Annotated in this window: 14 protein-coding genes; 8 read left to right on the forward strand and 6 right to left on the reverse strand. The window is 62.9% G+C overall.

All coding sequences use genetic code 11. The features are described from left to right. Window positions 1-163 precede the first annotated feature (163 nt). Window positions 164-1,579: an FAD-binding oxidoreductase gene (locus tag HWY05_RS11110; RefSeq protein ID WP_176058343.1), complete on the reverse strand. Its 1,416-nt coding sequence runs from the start codon at window positions 1,577-1,579 to the stop codon at window positions 164-166. 18 nt (window positions 1,580-1,597) lie between these two features. After that, a complete protein-coding gene (locus tag HWY05_RS11115) occupies window positions 1,598-2,002 on the reverse strand; it encodes a nuclear transport factor 2 family protein (protein ID WP_035549708.1) in 405 nt (134 codons plus the stop codon). 320 nt (window positions 2,003-2,322) lie between these two features. Here HWY05_RS11115 and HWY05_RS11120 point away from each other — a divergent pair, with 320 nt between their 5' ends. The 8 genes from HWY05_RS11120 (at window position 2,323) to HWY05_RS11155 (ending at window position 10,406) form a co-directional block, all read left to right on the forward strand. Further along, a complete protein-coding gene (locus HWY05_RS11120) occupies window positions 2,323-2,532 on the forward strand; it encodes a DUF3311 domain-containing protein (RefSeq protein ID WP_176058344.1) in 210 nt (69 codons plus the stop codon). A gap of 12 nt (window positions 2,533-2,544) precedes the next feature. Next, complete coding sequence (locus HWY05_RS11125; protein ID WP_035549702.1) at window positions 2,545-3,930, forward strand: sodium:solute symporter; 1,386 nt, start codon at window positions 2,545-2,547, stop codon at window positions 3,928-3,930. Window positions 3,931-3,949: 19 nt separating this feature from the next. Next, window positions 3,950-5,608 (forward strand): amidohydrolase, encoded by a 1,659-nt coding sequence (locus tag HWY05_RS11130; RefSeq protein WP_176058345.1) that lies wholly within the window; start codon window positions 3,950-3,952, stop codon window positions 5,606-5,608. Beyond that, on the forward strand, window positions 5,605-6,540 hold the full coding sequence (locus HWY05_RS11135; RefSeq protein WP_176058346.1) for a CobW family GTP-binding protein: 936 nt from the start codon (window positions 5,605-5,607) through the stop codon (window positions 6,538-6,540). The genes HWY05_RS11130 and HWY05_RS11135 overlap by 4 nt, the downstream gene beginning before the upstream one ends. A gap of 195 nt (window positions 6,541-6,735) precedes the next feature. Next, a complete protein-coding gene (locus tag HWY05_RS11140; protein ID WP_176058347.1) occupies window positions 6,736-7,527 on the forward strand; it encodes a transcriptional initiation protein Tat in 792 nt (263 codons plus the stop codon). A 9-nt stretch (window positions 7,528-7,536) separates the two neighbouring features. After that, window positions 7,537-8,610, forward strand: coding sequence for a substrate-binding domain-containing protein (locus HWY05_RS11145; protein ID WP_244146580.1), 1,074 nt, complete (start codon window positions 7,537-7,539; stop codon window positions 8,608-8,610). Window positions 8,611-8,775: 165 nt separating this feature from the next. Next, window positions 8,776-9,453 (forward strand): c-type cytochrome, encoded by a 678-nt coding sequence (locus HWY05_RS11150; protein ID WP_176058464.1) that lies wholly within the window; start codon window positions 8,776-8,778, stop codon window positions 9,451-9,453. Continuing rightward, entirely contained in the window at window positions 9,450-10,406 is a 957-nt protein-coding gene (locus HWY05_RS11155; RefSeq protein ID WP_176058348.1) for a c-type cytochrome, read from the forward strand. Before HWY05_RS11150 ends, HWY05_RS11155 begins: the two co-directional genes overlap by 4 nt. A gap of 71 nt (window positions 10,407-10,477) precedes the next feature. On the opposite strand, the gene HWY05_RS11160 is transcribed toward HWY05_RS11155, so the two are convergent. The 4 genes from HWY05_RS11160 to HWY05_RS11175 form a co-directional block, all read right to left on the reverse strand. Further along, a complete protein-coding gene (locus tag HWY05_RS11160; RefSeq protein WP_035549686.1) occupies window positions 10,478-10,936 on the reverse strand; it encodes a hypothetical protein in 459 nt (152 codons plus the stop codon). Next, the gene (locus tag HWY05_RS11165) at window positions 10,933-11,334 is read right to left on the reverse strand and encodes a hypothetical protein (protein WP_208459086.1); all 402 of its coding nucleotides are present in this window, start codon (window positions 11,332-11,334) and stop codon (window positions 10,933-10,935) included. Before HWY05_RS11165 ends, HWY05_RS11160 begins: the two co-directional genes overlap by 4 nt. 273 nt (window positions 11,335-11,607) lie before the next feature. After that, window positions 11,608-12,366 (reverse strand): class II aldolase/adducin family protein, encoded by a 759-nt coding sequence (locus tag HWY05_RS11170; RefSeq protein WP_035561658.1) that lies wholly within the window; start codon window positions 12,364-12,366, stop codon window positions 11,608-11,610. Between the two features lie 158 nt (window positions 12,367-12,524). Further along, window positions 12,525-14,144 carry a methyl-accepting chemotaxis protein gene (locus tag HWY05_RS11175; RefSeq protein WP_176058349.1) on the reverse strand — a complete coding sequence of 540 codons (1,620 nt, stop codon included), beginning with the start codon at window positions 14,142-14,144 and terminating at the stop codon, window positions 12,525-12,527. Between the last annotated feature and the right edge of the window lie 12 nt (window positions 14,145-14,156).

The raw sequence follows: 14,156 nt of genomic DNA on the forward strand, positions 1-14,156 counted from the left end.
TGTGCTCTGTGCGTCGCCTGCCTGGCCTGTGTTTGGCCAGTATTTGGCCTGCCTCACGACAAGGGCCGCGCACACGGAAAAGCGTGGCGCGGCCTCGCCGGTTCATGATACGCAGTTTATTTTTCCGATACAAATCATTCCGTTTTTTATATTTCTGCGCGACTTACGGCTTCTCGTCACGACGGAAGTACAACTGGTACAGCGCCCGCTGCCCAATCCGCCGGAACGGCGCGAATGGATGCCCCGGCAAGGGCGACGCGAAAATCGGCAGCGTCTCTTTCGCGGCCTTCCCTGCAATGCGCTCGGCCAGCCGCCGCCCGGCCTGCTGCGAATACGACACGCCGTTGCCGCCATAACCCAGCGCGTAATAGATGGTCTCCCGCGGATCCGGCTGGAACACGCGCGGCATCATGTCGTGACTGACGTCCACCCAGCCCCACCACGAGTAGTCGATCGCGATGCCGCGCAGCGCGGGAAACTTGCGGACCATGCCGTCGACCAGCAGTTCGTAGTGGCGCGGATTCGGCGCATCGGCGCCGGTGATCGCGGAACGACTGCCGATCTGCAGGCGGTTGTCCGGCAGGAATCGATAGTAGAAGCGCAGCGTGCGCGTATCCGTCAGCACCTGGGTCGTGCGGAAATTGCACGCGGCGATTTCCTGCGCGGTGAGCGGACGCGTCACCATCGAATTCGACAGGATCGGCATGATGCGACTGCGCAACGAATCATGCAGCGTTTGCGCCGTATAAGCGCCGGTCGCGATCCCCACCGCGCGCGCGCGAACCATGCCGCCCGGCGTGCGCAAATGATGAATCCCGTTGATGGTCTCCCAGCCGAGCACCGGACTCGCCGGATGCACCTTCGCGCCCGCTTCGCGCGCGAGCCGCAGATAGCCGAACGCGAGCTTCAGCGCATGGATGCCGATACCCTCGGGCTCGTGCAGCGCGCCGGCCGCTTCCGCGTCGTTGACATACTCGCGCTGAAACGTCTGCCGGTCGATCAACTCCGACGGATAGCCGAACACGTCCTTCCAGACCTTGGCCTCCGCAGCGAGCTTCTGCATGATGCGCGGCCGGTGCGCGATCAGAAAGTGGCCACCCGGTTGTGGATCGCAATCGATCTCCGCGATCAGCGACTTGAAGTTGTCGAAGCCTTCCTGAATCTCGTCGTGCATTTTCAGCGCGACGTCTTTGCCCCAGCGCTCGATCCATTGCGAACGCGACAGCCGTCCCGACGCGTTCTGTCCTTGCCCGCCGTTGCGGCTGCTGCAGCCCCAACTGGTCTTGTTGGCTTCCAGCACCACCGCCTTGATGCCGTGCTCGCGCGCGAGACACAGCGCCGTCGCGAGCCCCGTATACCCGCCGCCGATAATCGCCACGTCCACATCCACGTCAGCGGTAATCGGGCCGTCGTCGGCGGGCGGCGTGCCGGCGGTCGCCACCCAGTAGGTCGGCGCGTACTGCTTGCCCCAGCCCGGTCCGGGCGACACCAGCGGGTCGTAGGTGGGATCGTAGCGGGTATCGTCCTCGCGCTCCGACGACAGACGCTGCGCGACGCGTTCGATTTCACTGTGCTCCATCTGCGGCTCCTGTGAGCATCAAACGTTCTGCTTCGGACGTTCCTTGCGGAAGGCGCGCTTGACCGCGATCAGTCCGTCGCGGAACTCGAACAGATCGCAGCCTTCCGCCTCGATGCGCCAGCCTTCCGCATGCGTGCCCGTGAACAGCCATTCGGATACGCCGCGCTCGCCGTTCACGGTGTGACGGCCTTGCCCCCAGTGCGCGTCGGGGAAGGTCTTGAAGACCGCTTCGAACGCCGCGCGCGTCGCTTCCCTGCCGACGAAACGTGTGCCGAAGACTTCCGGCCCGCCGGCCGCGTCGAATACGCAGTCTTCGGTCATGAAACCCATCAACGCCTGCGCGTCGTGACGATTGAAGGCGTCGGAAAACGCGGCGAGCGTCTCGGCCGTGACTTGCGGTTGTGCGGTTTGTGTTTGAGCCATGAAGCTCTTCTCCTGGATGATTTTCGGTCACGCATGGGATGCCGCCACCGACCCGGCGATCCGTGCGGAAATTGTAGGCAGGGGGGTTGTCTGACGGGTAGGTCCAGTGCCGGGCTTTCGCCTGGTGCAGCACGCTACGGCACGGCTTGCGATCCCACCTGGCACATGGCGCGCCGTCGGGGTTTCGTCACCTATGCGGCGTACACTGAATTGGACTCAACGAGTCCCGTCAACTGGCTCTATGGTTCTGTTTTTTTGTTCGGCAACACTGGTGGTCAGGCTCGCTTAATCATCCATGACTTCATCCGCGAGGAACCAAGGTGCTCAAATTCTTTATCGGACTCGGCATTCCGTATCTGGGCGTGATCGGCCTGCTGCCGTGGGTGGCTTCCGTCGACCGCTTCGTGTTCGGCGTGCCGTTCATCTACGCGTGGATCTTCGCGTGGTTCATTCTCACTTCCGGCTGCCTGATGATCTGCTGGCGCGTGTTCGACCGCCATCACGACGAGTCCCACCCGCAAAACCGCTAAAGGAGTGTCCGGATGGCCACCGCCGTATTCCTCGGTTTCATCGCTTTCTCGCTGTATCTTGCGATCCGTTCCAATCAGGGACGCGGCCCGCAAAGCATGCATGACTTCTTCGTGGCGTCGCGGCAGTTCGGCGCTTACCTGGTGTTCTTCCTGGCTGCCGGCGAGATCTACAGCATCGGCACGATGGTCGGTTTTCCGGGCGGCATCTATGCGAAAGGACCGACCTACGGCGTCTGGTTTCTCGGCTACATTCTGCTGGCCTATCCAGTCGGCTATTTCATCGGCCCGAAAATCTGGCAAGCGGGCAAACGCTATAACGCGATCACGCTGCCCGATCTGTTCAAGGGCCATTTTCAGAGCCGTCCGCTGGAGTTGATCGTGGCCGCCTCGGCGATCGTATTTCTGCTGCCGTGGGGCGAGTTGCAATTCACCGGACTCGTCGCCGCGTTGAACGGTCTCGGCTGGCACTTCAAACCGCTCTATCTGATCCTGTTCGCCGCGCTGCTCGCGTTCACCTATATCGCGATTGCCGGCGTGCGCGCATCGGCCTACATCGCCGTGCTGAAAGACATTCTGATGGTCGCCGCGATCGTCGTGACGGGTGTTGCCGTGGCCATGGAAACCGGCGTGACTGACGTCTTCCATGCAGCCAGTCTGCATGTGAGCAACCGGATGAACTCGCATCAGCTCACCTTCTCCATGAGCACCATGCTGTTCCAGTCGCTAGGCTTTTACGTGATGCCGTTCGCGGTGCAGAACTTCTTCACCGCGAAGAGCGCGAACACGATCCGCCGCACGCAGGTCGCCATGCCGCTCTACATGCTGATGTATCCGTTCCTCGTGGTCGCCTCTTACTATGCGATCAGCCAGAACCTGCAACTGGCGTCGCCGAACGAAGCGTTCTTCGCCGCCGCGATCCGTCTGCTGCCCGGCTGGCTGCTCGGGCTCGTCGCCGCGGGCGCGTCGTTGTCCGGCCTGCTGGTGCTGGCCGGCATCTGTCTGGCGATCGGTCCGATCGTCACGCGCAATCTGCTGCCGGGCATGCCCGAGTCGCGTCAGAAGAAAAGCGCGAAAGTGGTAATCGTGCTGTATCTGCTTGTGTCGATCGTGATGACGCTGCTCACGCCGAATCTGATGCTCACGCTGATCAACACCACCTACTACGGCGTCACACAGTTCTTTCCGGGCGTGATCATCATTCTGTTCGGCCTGCGCGTGCGGCCCGCCGCGATTGCTTGCGGCATGTTGACCGGACAGGTGCTGGCGGTCATTCTGTATATGCTGCAGGTCGACCTCGGCGGCTTCAATCTGGGACTGCTGTGTCTCGGTGTGAACCTGCTGGTGCTGACCGCGGTGAATCTCACCGCGAAAGCGAGCCGTGCGCATGCATTGCCCTGACCGAACCACTTTCCTGCCCATGACACAGTCAGATAACCGAAACCGGACTCAGGTGTTCGTCGCGAAGAAGATCGTGACGATGAACCCGATGCAGCCCCACGCCACCCACGTCGCGATTCGCGACGGCCGGATTCTGTCGGTAGGCGACGCGGACGACGTGAAGCAATGGGGCGATGCCGAGGTCGTCGACACCTTCCGCGACAAGGTGCTGATGCCCGGCTTTGTGGAAGGCCATTGCCATCTGATGGAAGGCGCGATGTGGGACGCCGTCTACGTCGGCTACTACGACCGCCGTGGACCCGACGGCCGCCGCTGGCCGGGATTGAAAACGCTGGACGCGGTGATCGAGCGTTTGCGCGAAGCGCAAGCCGACATGCCGTCCGCCGACACACCGCTGCTCGCGTGGGGCTTCGATCCGATCTTCTTCGGCACGCAGCGTCTGACCGTACGCGAACTCGACACGGTGTCGGCCGAGCGTCCCATCGTGATCCTGCATGCGAGTGTCCATCTGATGAACGTCAATTCGCCGATGCTGCAGCGCGCGGGTATCGACGAGGAAACCGATATCGACGGTATCGACAAGGATAGCAACGGTCAGCCCACCGGCGAATTGCAGGAGTTCGCGGCGATGTTCCCCGTGTATCGGGTGATCGGCGGCGGCTTGTCGATCGCCGCGAGCGAGAGCGTCGAGGCGATCTGGAATTTCGGCCGCGTCGCGCAACTCGCCGGCGTGACGACCGCCACCGATCTGGTCAACGACTTCTCCGAACGCGGCAATCGCAATCTGCGCGACGTCACCGGGGCGGCGGATTTTCCGGTGCGGATCATGCCCGCGTTCGCGCCGCAACGCAGTCCCGAAGGCGGCGCGCAACGGGTGCTCGACGCCATGAAAACCGCGACGCCGAAGCTGCATTTCGGGCCGGTCAAATTCATCGTCGACGGATCGATTCAGGGCTTCACCGCGCGGCTGAAATGGCCCGGCTATCTGAACGGCAAGCCCAACGGTTTATGGCTGATTCCGCCGAGCCAGTTCGTCGAGGTGTTCACGCCGTTCCATGAAGCCGGCCTGCAACTGCATGTTCACACCAACGGCAACGAAGCGACCGAACTCGTGCTCGACGCGTTCGAGCAGCTTCTGACACGCCATCCGCGCCGCGATCATCGGCACACGCTGCAACACTGCCAGATGGCGGACGCGAGCCAACTCGCGCGTGCGGCGAGCCTCGGCCTGTGCATCAACTTCTTCTCGAATCACCTTTATTACTGGGGCGACGCGCACTACACGCAGACCATGGGCGCCGATCGCGCGAACCGCATGAACGCGGCCGAATCCGCGCGACGTCTGGGCATTCCATTCGCGTTTCATTCCGATGCGCCGATCACGCCGCTCAATCCGTTGTTCACCGCATGGTGCGCGGCGCAACGCGAGACGTCGTCGGGCCGCATTCTCGGGGCGAGCGAGCGCGTGCCGATCGCGGATGCATTGCGCGCGATCACATTGGGCGCCGCTTACACGCTGAAGATGGATCACCTGGTGGGCAGTATCGAAGTCGGCAAATTCGCGGACTTCGCGGTACTGGCTGAAGATCCCGCCGAGGTCGCACTGGAAAAACTCAAAGACCTCGAAGTGTGGGGCACGGTGCTCGGCGGCCGCGTCTTCCAGGCGCCGGTGGGATGAGCGCGATTCCGCTCGTCGTGATCGGCGGCTATCTCGGCGCCGGCAAGACCACCCTGCTCAACCACGTCCTGACGAACGCCGGCACGCGCCGTATCACGGTGCTCGTCAACGACTTCGGTTCGATCAATATCGACGCCGCGCTGATCCGCGAACGCACCGACGACGTGATCAATCTGGAGAACGGTTGTGTGTGCTGTTCGATCGGCGGACGGCTGGTCGACGCGCTGCTCGCCATCAGCTCGCGCGACGATCCGCCGGACCTGCTGATCATCGAGGCGAGCGGCGTGTCGGACCCGGTTCGCATCGCACAGATTGGCTTGCTCGATCGGGCGTTCCGGCTCGACGGCGTGGTCGTGCTGGTGGATGCCGAGCGCATCGAGGCGACGCTTGCCGATCCATATGTCGGCGATATCGCACAACGGCAGATTGAAGGTGCAACGGCCCTCGTGCTGAACAAGATGGATCTGCTCGATGAGACATCGCGTGAGACGGTGAGAACGCGTGTCGAAGCGCTGGCGCATAGCCGCGTCATGCTCGAGGCGGTTCATGGCGTGGTGCCGCTCGGTTTGATCTTCGACCGTCAGGTCGTGCCCGCCCGGTGTCACGACGGGTCGCCGTTGTCCGCCGCTGCCTCGCCCACACCCACGCTCGCAGCGCTGAGCAGTTTTTCTTTCGTCACCGACGCGTGCCTGAGTCGCAGCAAGCTCAAGGAAGCGCTGCAAAGTTTTTCGGCGAAGCTGCTGCGCGCCAAGGGCTTCGTGCGTCTGGACAGCGACGGTGCGTTGCATGAATTGCACATGGTCGGCCGTCGTGTGCTGATTACGGCATCGCCCACGCGAACGGCGGCGGAGTCGCTGATCGTGCTGATCGGCATGTTCGATCGGGACGAGGAGTCGCGTGCGAGAGCCGCGCTCGGCGCGGCAGAAATCTGACAGCGTCTTGAGAAAAACAGAACGAACGATCGGACGCGCCAATACTTCACATCCGATTTTATGATTGTTTTTATGGAACGGATGTCTCTAGACTAGGCACGCGACAACGACGCCGCAGCTTGTCGGGCGCGAGGACTCACCTCGACCCCCAACCACGACGGCGAACGGTTCGGACAACAGGTTGGAGACATAACCATGACTAACAACACTACCCGCCGCAATGCATTGAAAACCTTCGCCGTCGCTGCCGGCACGGCGATCGTGAGCGCGGGCGGCTCATCGCAGGCGCTCGCGGCCGGCGCCGCGTCGCTGCTGCCCGACGGCGCCGCCAACCTCACCGAGCTGACCCGGCGCCTCGGCGCCGCGCCACGGCGCCGCGACTTCAAAACGGTGCCGATGATTCTCGACCACCCGGATCAGTGGGATCACGCGGCGCTAACGGAAGTGATCGGCTATCGCGCCGGTCCGAAACAGGCGTGGGACAACACCGACATTGCCGGTCCGTGGCTCAACCTGATGCGCAATTCGTTGAACGCGCAAATCTGGTCGTTCAGGCATCCGGATTTTCTGGCCGTATCGGCCACGCACGGTTCCGCGCATCTTGCGCTGTTCGATCAGCTCGCCTGGGACAAGTACGATCTCGCCAAAATGAGCGGCGGCAAGTTCGCGTCCAATTCGTTACTCGACAACAAGGCAGCCGCCGCCAGCGGCACGCTGGATCACCAGAGCCCCGACGGCGCGTTTTCGTCGCATGAAAACTGCATTCCCGCGCTGCAGCAACGCGGCGTCGTGTTCCTGTCGTGCCACAACGCGATCTGGGAACTGGCCGACCGGCTGAACGCCGCCAACGTGAATCCGGACAAACTGCCGCTCGACGCGCTCGCGGCCGATCTGACCAACCACGTGATTCCGGGCGCGGTCGTCACACCAGGCGCGGTGGCCACGCTGGTCGAACTTCAGCAGGCCGGGTTTCACTACATCGCGTAGGGGGTCGTCATGCCGTTTAGTTACGCGCTCAGCGCGTCGCAGGGCTTTCGACGGTTCGTGCGGATGACGTTGGCGGTCTCGTTGTGTTGCGTGGCAACTGGCGCGTTTTCAGCGACTGCTGCGCCAGGCCCAGACGCGAGCCCAGGCCCTGCTTCGAACCCGAACCTCTTCCCGCCCTGGCAGCACGGTGCGAACAACGACGCCGTGAATCGCGGCATGGAATTCACGGTCCCGCAGGTCGACGTGCTGGCCGATTTTCACGGCGACCTCACGGCGCCGAAGCTGGTGCTGTTCGTCGGCGGCAACTACTTCTTTGCGATGGCGCCGCTGGTGGCCCGCTTCGAGCAGGATCACCCCGAGTTTCGCGGACGCATCTACTGGGAAACGATTCCGCCCGGCCTGCTGGTCAAGCAGATCAAGGCCGGCGGCACGATCACCGTCGGCAATATGACGTGGACGGTCAAGCCCGACGCCTACTTCGCCGGGCTCGCGAAGGTCAAGGCGCTGATCGCGGACGGCACGCTCACCGGACCCGCCGTACCGTACGTGACCAATCAGTTGACGATCATGGTTCGTCAAGGCAACCCGCAACACGTGAGCTCGCTCAATGATCTGGGCAAACCCGGCTTGCGTCTCGCCATGCCGAACCCCGAGTTCGAAGGCGTGACGCGGCAGATCAATGCGTCGCTGGTCAAGGCCGGTGGCGAGGCGCTGGCGACTACCGTGTACGGCGACAAGGTGCGGGCGGGGTCGACTGAGTTGACGCATATTCATCATCGCGAAACCGCGCTCTTTCTGATGCAGGGTCGTGCGGATGCCGGCGTGGTGTGGAAATCGGAAGCGCTGTTCCAGGAGCAGATCGGTCATCCGCTGGAGCATGTGGATATTCCGGCCGCCGAGAACACGACGGCCATCTATGCCGGCGCCGTGGTGCAGGGTGCGGCGCATCCGCAAGCGGCGCGTCGGTGGCTGGCGTTTCTGCGCTCGCCCGAGGCGTTCGATATCTTCCAGCGCTATGGCTTCGGGAAGTATGATGAAGCGGCTTCGAAGTCGAGCGCCGCCGATCCTTCGAGCGCAAAATGAAGCGCTTTCGCGAGCACGGCGTCCCCACAGGCGAACGTTGTCCGCGTACCAGGCAGAAGCGGTGCAAGCGGCGGAAGTGGCAGAAGCCTGCGTAAGAACATAAAACGACAAATCGTAGGAGACGATGTGGACGATTCCATCATCAATTTACGGCGTGCCTGCGCGATGCTGGCCGTGAGCGTGGCATCGACGTTATCGGTCATGCCCGCGGCTCAGGCGACCGAGGCTAGCGCTGGGCAAAACATTGCCACTCATGGCACCGCACAAGGTGTCGCGGCCTGTATCGGCTGCCACGGTGCGAAAGGCGAAGGCAACGCGGCGGCAGGTTTCCCGCGACTCGCCGGCCTGAGCGCCGCTTATCTGTCGACCCAGTTGACGGCCTTCGCCGAAGGCACCCGTCCGAACCCGATCATGCAACCCATGGCCAAGCTGTTGACCGCGAGCGAACGCTCGGCGGTCGCGAGTTACTTCGCCGGCTTGCCCGCGCCTGCCGGAATCAAAGCGTCCGACAGCGCTTCCGTCACGCCGGCCGATGTCGGTGCGTGGATCGCCACGCGCGGACGCTGGGATCAGACACTGCCCGCGTGTGTGCAATGCCATGGACCGGGCGGCATCGGCGTGGCCCCGACGTTTCCGCCGTTGGCCGGGCAGCCGGCTGCTTATATCGTAAGTCAATTGCATAACTGGAAGGACGGCAAGCGTCCGCCTGGACCGATGGCGCTGATGCCCGTGGTCGCGAGCAAACTGTCCGACGCGGATATCACGGCGGTGGCCGACTACTATGCCGGCGTGAGCGTGGGTGTGACCGGCGCGGGCAAGTCGGCAAATGGGAGCAAGCCATGATCGATCGAAACAGCCTGGTTCGCATGGCGCTGATGGGTGCGTCGAGCGCGGTGTTGAGTGTGGCTTCGAGCGCGGCGTTTGCTGACGGGAGTGCGCCTGCCGTTGCGTCGGCGGCGGCGTCGGCGTCGGCGCCGTCAGTGAGCGCGGCTGCATCGCCCGCGAAAAAACCGTTCACGCCCCCCGCCGAATCCACCCTGCCGACGGATGGCTTCGGCCAATCCGTCAAACTCGGCGAACAGATTTTTACCCATACGACGCAGTTCGCCGGCAAGTACGTCGGCAATACGCTCAATTGCGCGAGCTGCCATCTGGATGCGGGACGCAAGGCGGATTCCAGTCCGCTGTGGGGCGCGTATCCGTTGTATCCGGCCTATCGCGCCAAGAACAATCGTGTGAACTCGTTCGCCGAACGCATGCAGGGCTGCTTTCAGTACAGCATGAACGGCAAGGCGCCGCCGCTCGGCGACCCGATTCTCGTGGCGCTCGAAAGCTACGCGTACTGGCTCGCGAAAGGCGCGCCCGTTGGTACGAAGTTGGCGGGGCAAGGCTATCCGAAACTGCCCGCGCCCGCGCAGAAAGCGGACTACGCGAGAGGCGGTGCGATCTACGCGCAGCACTGCGCGCTGTGTCACGGCGCGGACGGCCAGGGGCAATCCAGCGGCGGCGCGACGGTTTTCCCGCCGCTGTGGGGCGCGCATTCGTTCAACTGGGGCGCGGGCATGGGCGACATTCAGAACGCCGCGGGTTTCATCAAGGCGAATATGCCGCTGGGACTCGGAGGAACGCTGACGGATCAGGAAGCGTGGGACGTGGCGACGTTCATGGACAGTCATGAGCGGCCGCAGGATCCGCGCTTTGTGGGATCGGTGGCGGCAACGCGCGCGAAATTCCACGACTCGCCGCTGTCGATGTATGGGCAGAAGGTGAATGGGCGCGTTTTGGGGACGCCGTGAGGGGCGGGTCGTGACGGGGCGGTTTGTGGATCGCGAATCACAATCACGCCCCACCGCTCCCCCCTTAAAACTCACCGCACCGGCGTGCAATCTTCCCCCAGCTTCACGCTGCGCTTGCCCAACTGCAACCGATTCCCCGTCAGCTTCACGCGCCCCGAAAACGACTCGCTCTTCCACCGCACCTTGCAGGTCGCCGCATCGATCGCATAGACGTTCTGTTCGCTACCCGAGTACGCGGAAACGAGCAACTGCTTGCCGTTCGTGTACAGCGGACGTTCGACGATGCTCACGTTCGGATCCACCGAACACGCTTCGCCGCTCGCATGCGTGACGGTGACCGGCCCCAGCCACGCGGTCGGGTTATCCGAGCCGTCGCTTTGCCCGAGATCGATCGACAACTCGCCGGCGCTAACCTTCCCCTTGCCGGGATCGACTTCGCTGTAATGACACGTCTGTGCGAACGCAACCGGTGCGGCCACCACCAGACCGGCGACGATAATCGCTACCTGCTTGACGAAATGCTGTTTCATGGCTTGATGGCGTAATACTGCACGTTCGCGAGATCCGCATGGTTCCACGAAAAGTTAATCGCGGTATTCTGCCGGCCGATGCCGCCATAGCGGCCCCAGTAAGCAAGCGGATAGGGTTTGGATTGACCCGGCATGATAATCGCCACATGGCCATGATGGGTCGCCTTCAATCCGGCAACCACCAGATAACCCAATCCGGCATAGGCAACGGCTTTATCCGCATCCGCGCCGAGTTGAAGCCACGGCGAGCGACCCATCTGGTCGACAATGCTATTTGCATCGCCCGTCAGCGTGACGTCGAGGTCGGCGGCGACGGCTTTCAGAAAGCCGCTGCAGTCGGCTTTCCATTGCGTCCAGTGATTCTGACAAAGCGTTTTGATATTTTGTGCGGCAGCCATTATCGTGGTCCATTAACCGTGTGACGGCGTCAGTTTTTATGGCGATGTCGGCATCCCGTCAAAAAGCCCATCGCGCTCGCGCAGGTAAAGTGCCAAAAATGCAGGCGTTCGGATTATAGCGAGGTCGGATGAAATGTGAATGGGGATTTTTAGAGCGAATCAGATCGATTCTGGCCAGATCAATTCGGCATGAACGTTTTTGAATGAACTGTATTTTTTACCCGGGCCGCGCATTTAATGCAATGCGCGGCCCGGTTACCGGATTAGTTTTTATCAGCTTCGATACGCGGCGGCCTGATCGCCGATCAGCCGCAGCGCAGCCTGCCAGGCGAGGTCCATCAAGTCGTATTCACCGGCCGCATCGAATTGCTTCGCCGTTTTCTCGCAAACCGCCGCGTCCGGCACCCGCAGACGCGCGTTACCGGCCATCGCGCCGATCTGAATGCGGCACGCCTGTTCGAGAAAATAGATCAGGCTGAACGCTTCCGCCGCGCTCGGCGCGCCGACCAGCACGCCGTGATTGCGCAGCATCATGGCCTTGTGCGCACCGAGATCCGCCACCAGACGCTCACGCTCGGCCGTGTCGAGGGCGATGCCTTCGTAGTCGTGATACGCGAGCCGTCGATAGAAACGCAGCGCATGCTGGCTGATCGGAAGCAAGCCGTCTTCCTGCGCGGACACCGCGCTGCTCGCGGCGGTATGCACATGGATCACCCAATGCATGTCCTCTCGCGCGCCATGCACCGCCGAATGAATCACAAAGCCCGCCACGTTCACGCGATGCCGGACCGGGTCCGGATCGCGTTCCACCACGCGGCCTTCTGCATCGATCTTCACCAGGTCCGACGCCCGCATTTCGTTGAACAACACGCCGTAGCGGTTGATCAGAAAATGACCGGGCTCGCCCGGCACGCGCGCGGTGATGTGCGTGTCGATCAGATCGGACATCTTCAGATGGGCCATCAAACGGTATAGCGCCGCCAGTTCGCAGCGTACCTCCCATTCGGATGACTTCGATGCCTCCTGTTGCAGCCCCGCATGCGTCGCGTCTTGCGTTTGAACTTGCGTCACGTTGTGCCTCCATTGCGTCGATGCCGTGATTTCACGGATTGCTGGCGCCAGTGTACTGCGACAGCTAGCGCCGGCCGATCGACACCTACGCCACGTGGACTCACAACGCCGCCGGCCTTCTACGCGACTTCGGCCGTTTCCTCGCTACGCTCTTCACCGCGCGTCTCACTGCGCAAATGAAAAATACTCATCGCCGACTCGAGCGACTGCGTCTGTTGCTGAAGATCGGAGGATGCCACCGCCGACTGCTCGACCAGCGCCGCATTGCGCTGGGTCAGCCCGGCCACCTGCCCGACCGCTTCGTTGATCTGCGCAATCTGCACGCTCTGGCCGCGGCTCGCGAGCGCGATGTCGTACAGCGTGCGGGTCAATTGCGTGACCGTCTGCTCGACGGTATTCATCGTCTCGCCGGCGCGCGCCGCCGTTTGCGAGGCCGTGGTGACCGTATGCAGCGACGTTTCGATCAAGGTTTTGATTTCCTTCGCGGCGCCGGCCGCGCGTTGCGCGAGACTGCGCACCTCGGAGGCCACCACCGCGAAGCCGCGTCCGTATTGTCCCGCGCGCGCCGCTTCCACCGACGCGTTCAGCGCGATGATATTGGTCTGAAACGCAATCGCGTCGATCACCGACGTGATGTCCGAAATCTTGCGCGAATGCTCGCGCACGCGCTCCATTACGGCGACCGTCTTCTGCACCTCGCCGGCCGCGACTTCGGCGGTTTCCGCCGTTTGCCGCCCGGACGTATTGGCGCGCTCCGCACCGAGCGCGTTCTGTTCCGCCGTCTCCGTGATCTCGGCGAGGCTGGCGGTGGTCTGATCGATAGCGCTCGCCTGTTCGTCGGTGCGGGTGGCCAGATCGCTATTGCCGCGCACGAATTCGTGGGTCTTGTCGCGGATCGCATCGATTGAAATCTTGGCGTCGATCAGCACGCCGACCAGCTTCGCGTTCATCTGGTTCAGCATCCGGCCGAGCATGCGGGTCTGCGCGTCGCCGCGTTCCGGAAACCGCTGCTGGATGTGGCCGTTCAGCACGCTCAACGCGCCTGCGTTGAGCGCCTGCAGCGGCATCAGCAGATTGCGCGTCAGATAGACGCCGCAGGCAAGCGCGATACCGGTTCCCACGCCGGCCAGCCCCAAGGCCTGCCACAGCGGCGGCATCTGCGGCAGCACCCAACCACTCGCGACGAGCGTTTGCAGCAGGATCACGGCGATCAACATCGCCATGGTGGCCCACACGCGCAGATTGACCGGCAGGCGCAGCAAGCGGTCCACGACACCGGCCACACCCGTGCGGATCACCGTTCCGCCGGACAGGCGCAGCTTGTGGCCGGACGGCGAATTGAGCCGCTCATACAGGCGGTCGGCCCGCGCGATCTGCTCGCTGGACGGCTTCGTACGCACCGACATATAGCCGACCTTCTCGCCCTTCTCGAACACCGACGTGACATTGGCGAGCACCCAGTAATAGCCGCCCTGCTTGCGGCGATTCTTGACCACGCCGGTCCACGGCCGGTCGCCGCCGATGGTCTCCCACAAATCCCGATACGCTTCCTCGGGCATGTCCGGGTGGCGGACGATATTCTGCGGCTTGCCGATCACCTCGGCGTGCGGATAGCCGCTGCTGCGCAGGAACGCTTCATTGGCGTAGACGATGTTGCCCGTCAGGTCCGTGCGGGTGATGATCACGTCCAGTTCGGACAGCACGTACTCTTCATCGGTGACCGGGAGATTTTCACGCATGGGGTTGTCGCT

The sequence above is a fragment of the Paraburkholderia sp. BCC1876 genome (assembly GCF_902833695.1).
Classification (GTDB): Bacteria; Pseudomonadota; Gammaproteobacteria; order Burkholderiales; family Burkholderiaceae; genus Paraburkholderia.

Coding starts and splice junctions, on each gene's coding strand:
- HWY05_RS11110 (WP_176058343.1), bottom strand. CDS start 1,579: ATGGAGCACAGTGAAATCGAACGCGTCGCGCAGCGTCTGTCGTCGGAG.
- HWY05_RS11115 (WP_035549708.1), bottom strand. CDS start 2,002: ATGGCTCAAACACAAACCGCACAACCGCAAGTCACGGCCGAGACGCTC.
- HWY05_RS11125 (WP_035549702.1), top strand. CDS start 2,545: ATGGCCACCGCCGTATTCCTCGGTTTCATCGCTTTCTCGCTGTATCTT.
- HWY05_RS11130 (WP_176058345.1), top strand. CDS start 3,950: ATGACACAGTCAGATAACCGAAACCGGACTCAGGTGTTCGTCGCGAAG.
- HWY05_RS11135 (WP_176058346.1), top strand. CDS start 5,605: ATGAGCGCGATTCCGCTCGTCGTGATCGGCGGCTATCTCGGCGCCGGC.
- HWY05_RS11140 (WP_176058347.1), top strand. CDS start 6,736: ATGACTAACAACACTACCCGCCGCAATGCATTGAAAACCTTCGCCGTC.
- HWY05_RS11145 (WP_244146580.1), top strand. CDS start 7,537: ATGCCGTTTAGTTACGCGCTCAGCGCGTCGCAGGGCTTTCGACGGTTC.
- HWY05_RS11150 (WP_176058464.1), top strand. CDS start 8,776: ATGCTGGCCGTGAGCGTGGCATCGACGTTATCGGTCATGCCCGCGGCT.
- HWY05_RS11155 (WP_176058348.1), top strand. CDS start 9,450: ATGATCGATCGAAACAGCCTGGTTCGCATGGCGCTGATGGGTGCGTCG.
- HWY05_RS11160 (WP_035549686.1), bottom strand. CDS start 10,936: ATGAAACAGCATTTCGTCAAGCAGGTAGCGATTATCGTCGCCGGTCTG.
- HWY05_RS11165 (WP_208459086.1), bottom strand. CDS start 11,334: ATGGCTGCCGCACAAAATATCAAAACGCTTTGTCAGAATCACTGGACG.
- HWY05_RS11175 (WP_176058349.1), bottom strand. CDS start 14,144: ATGCGTGAAAATCTCCCGGTCACCGATGAAGAGTACGTGCTGTCCGAA.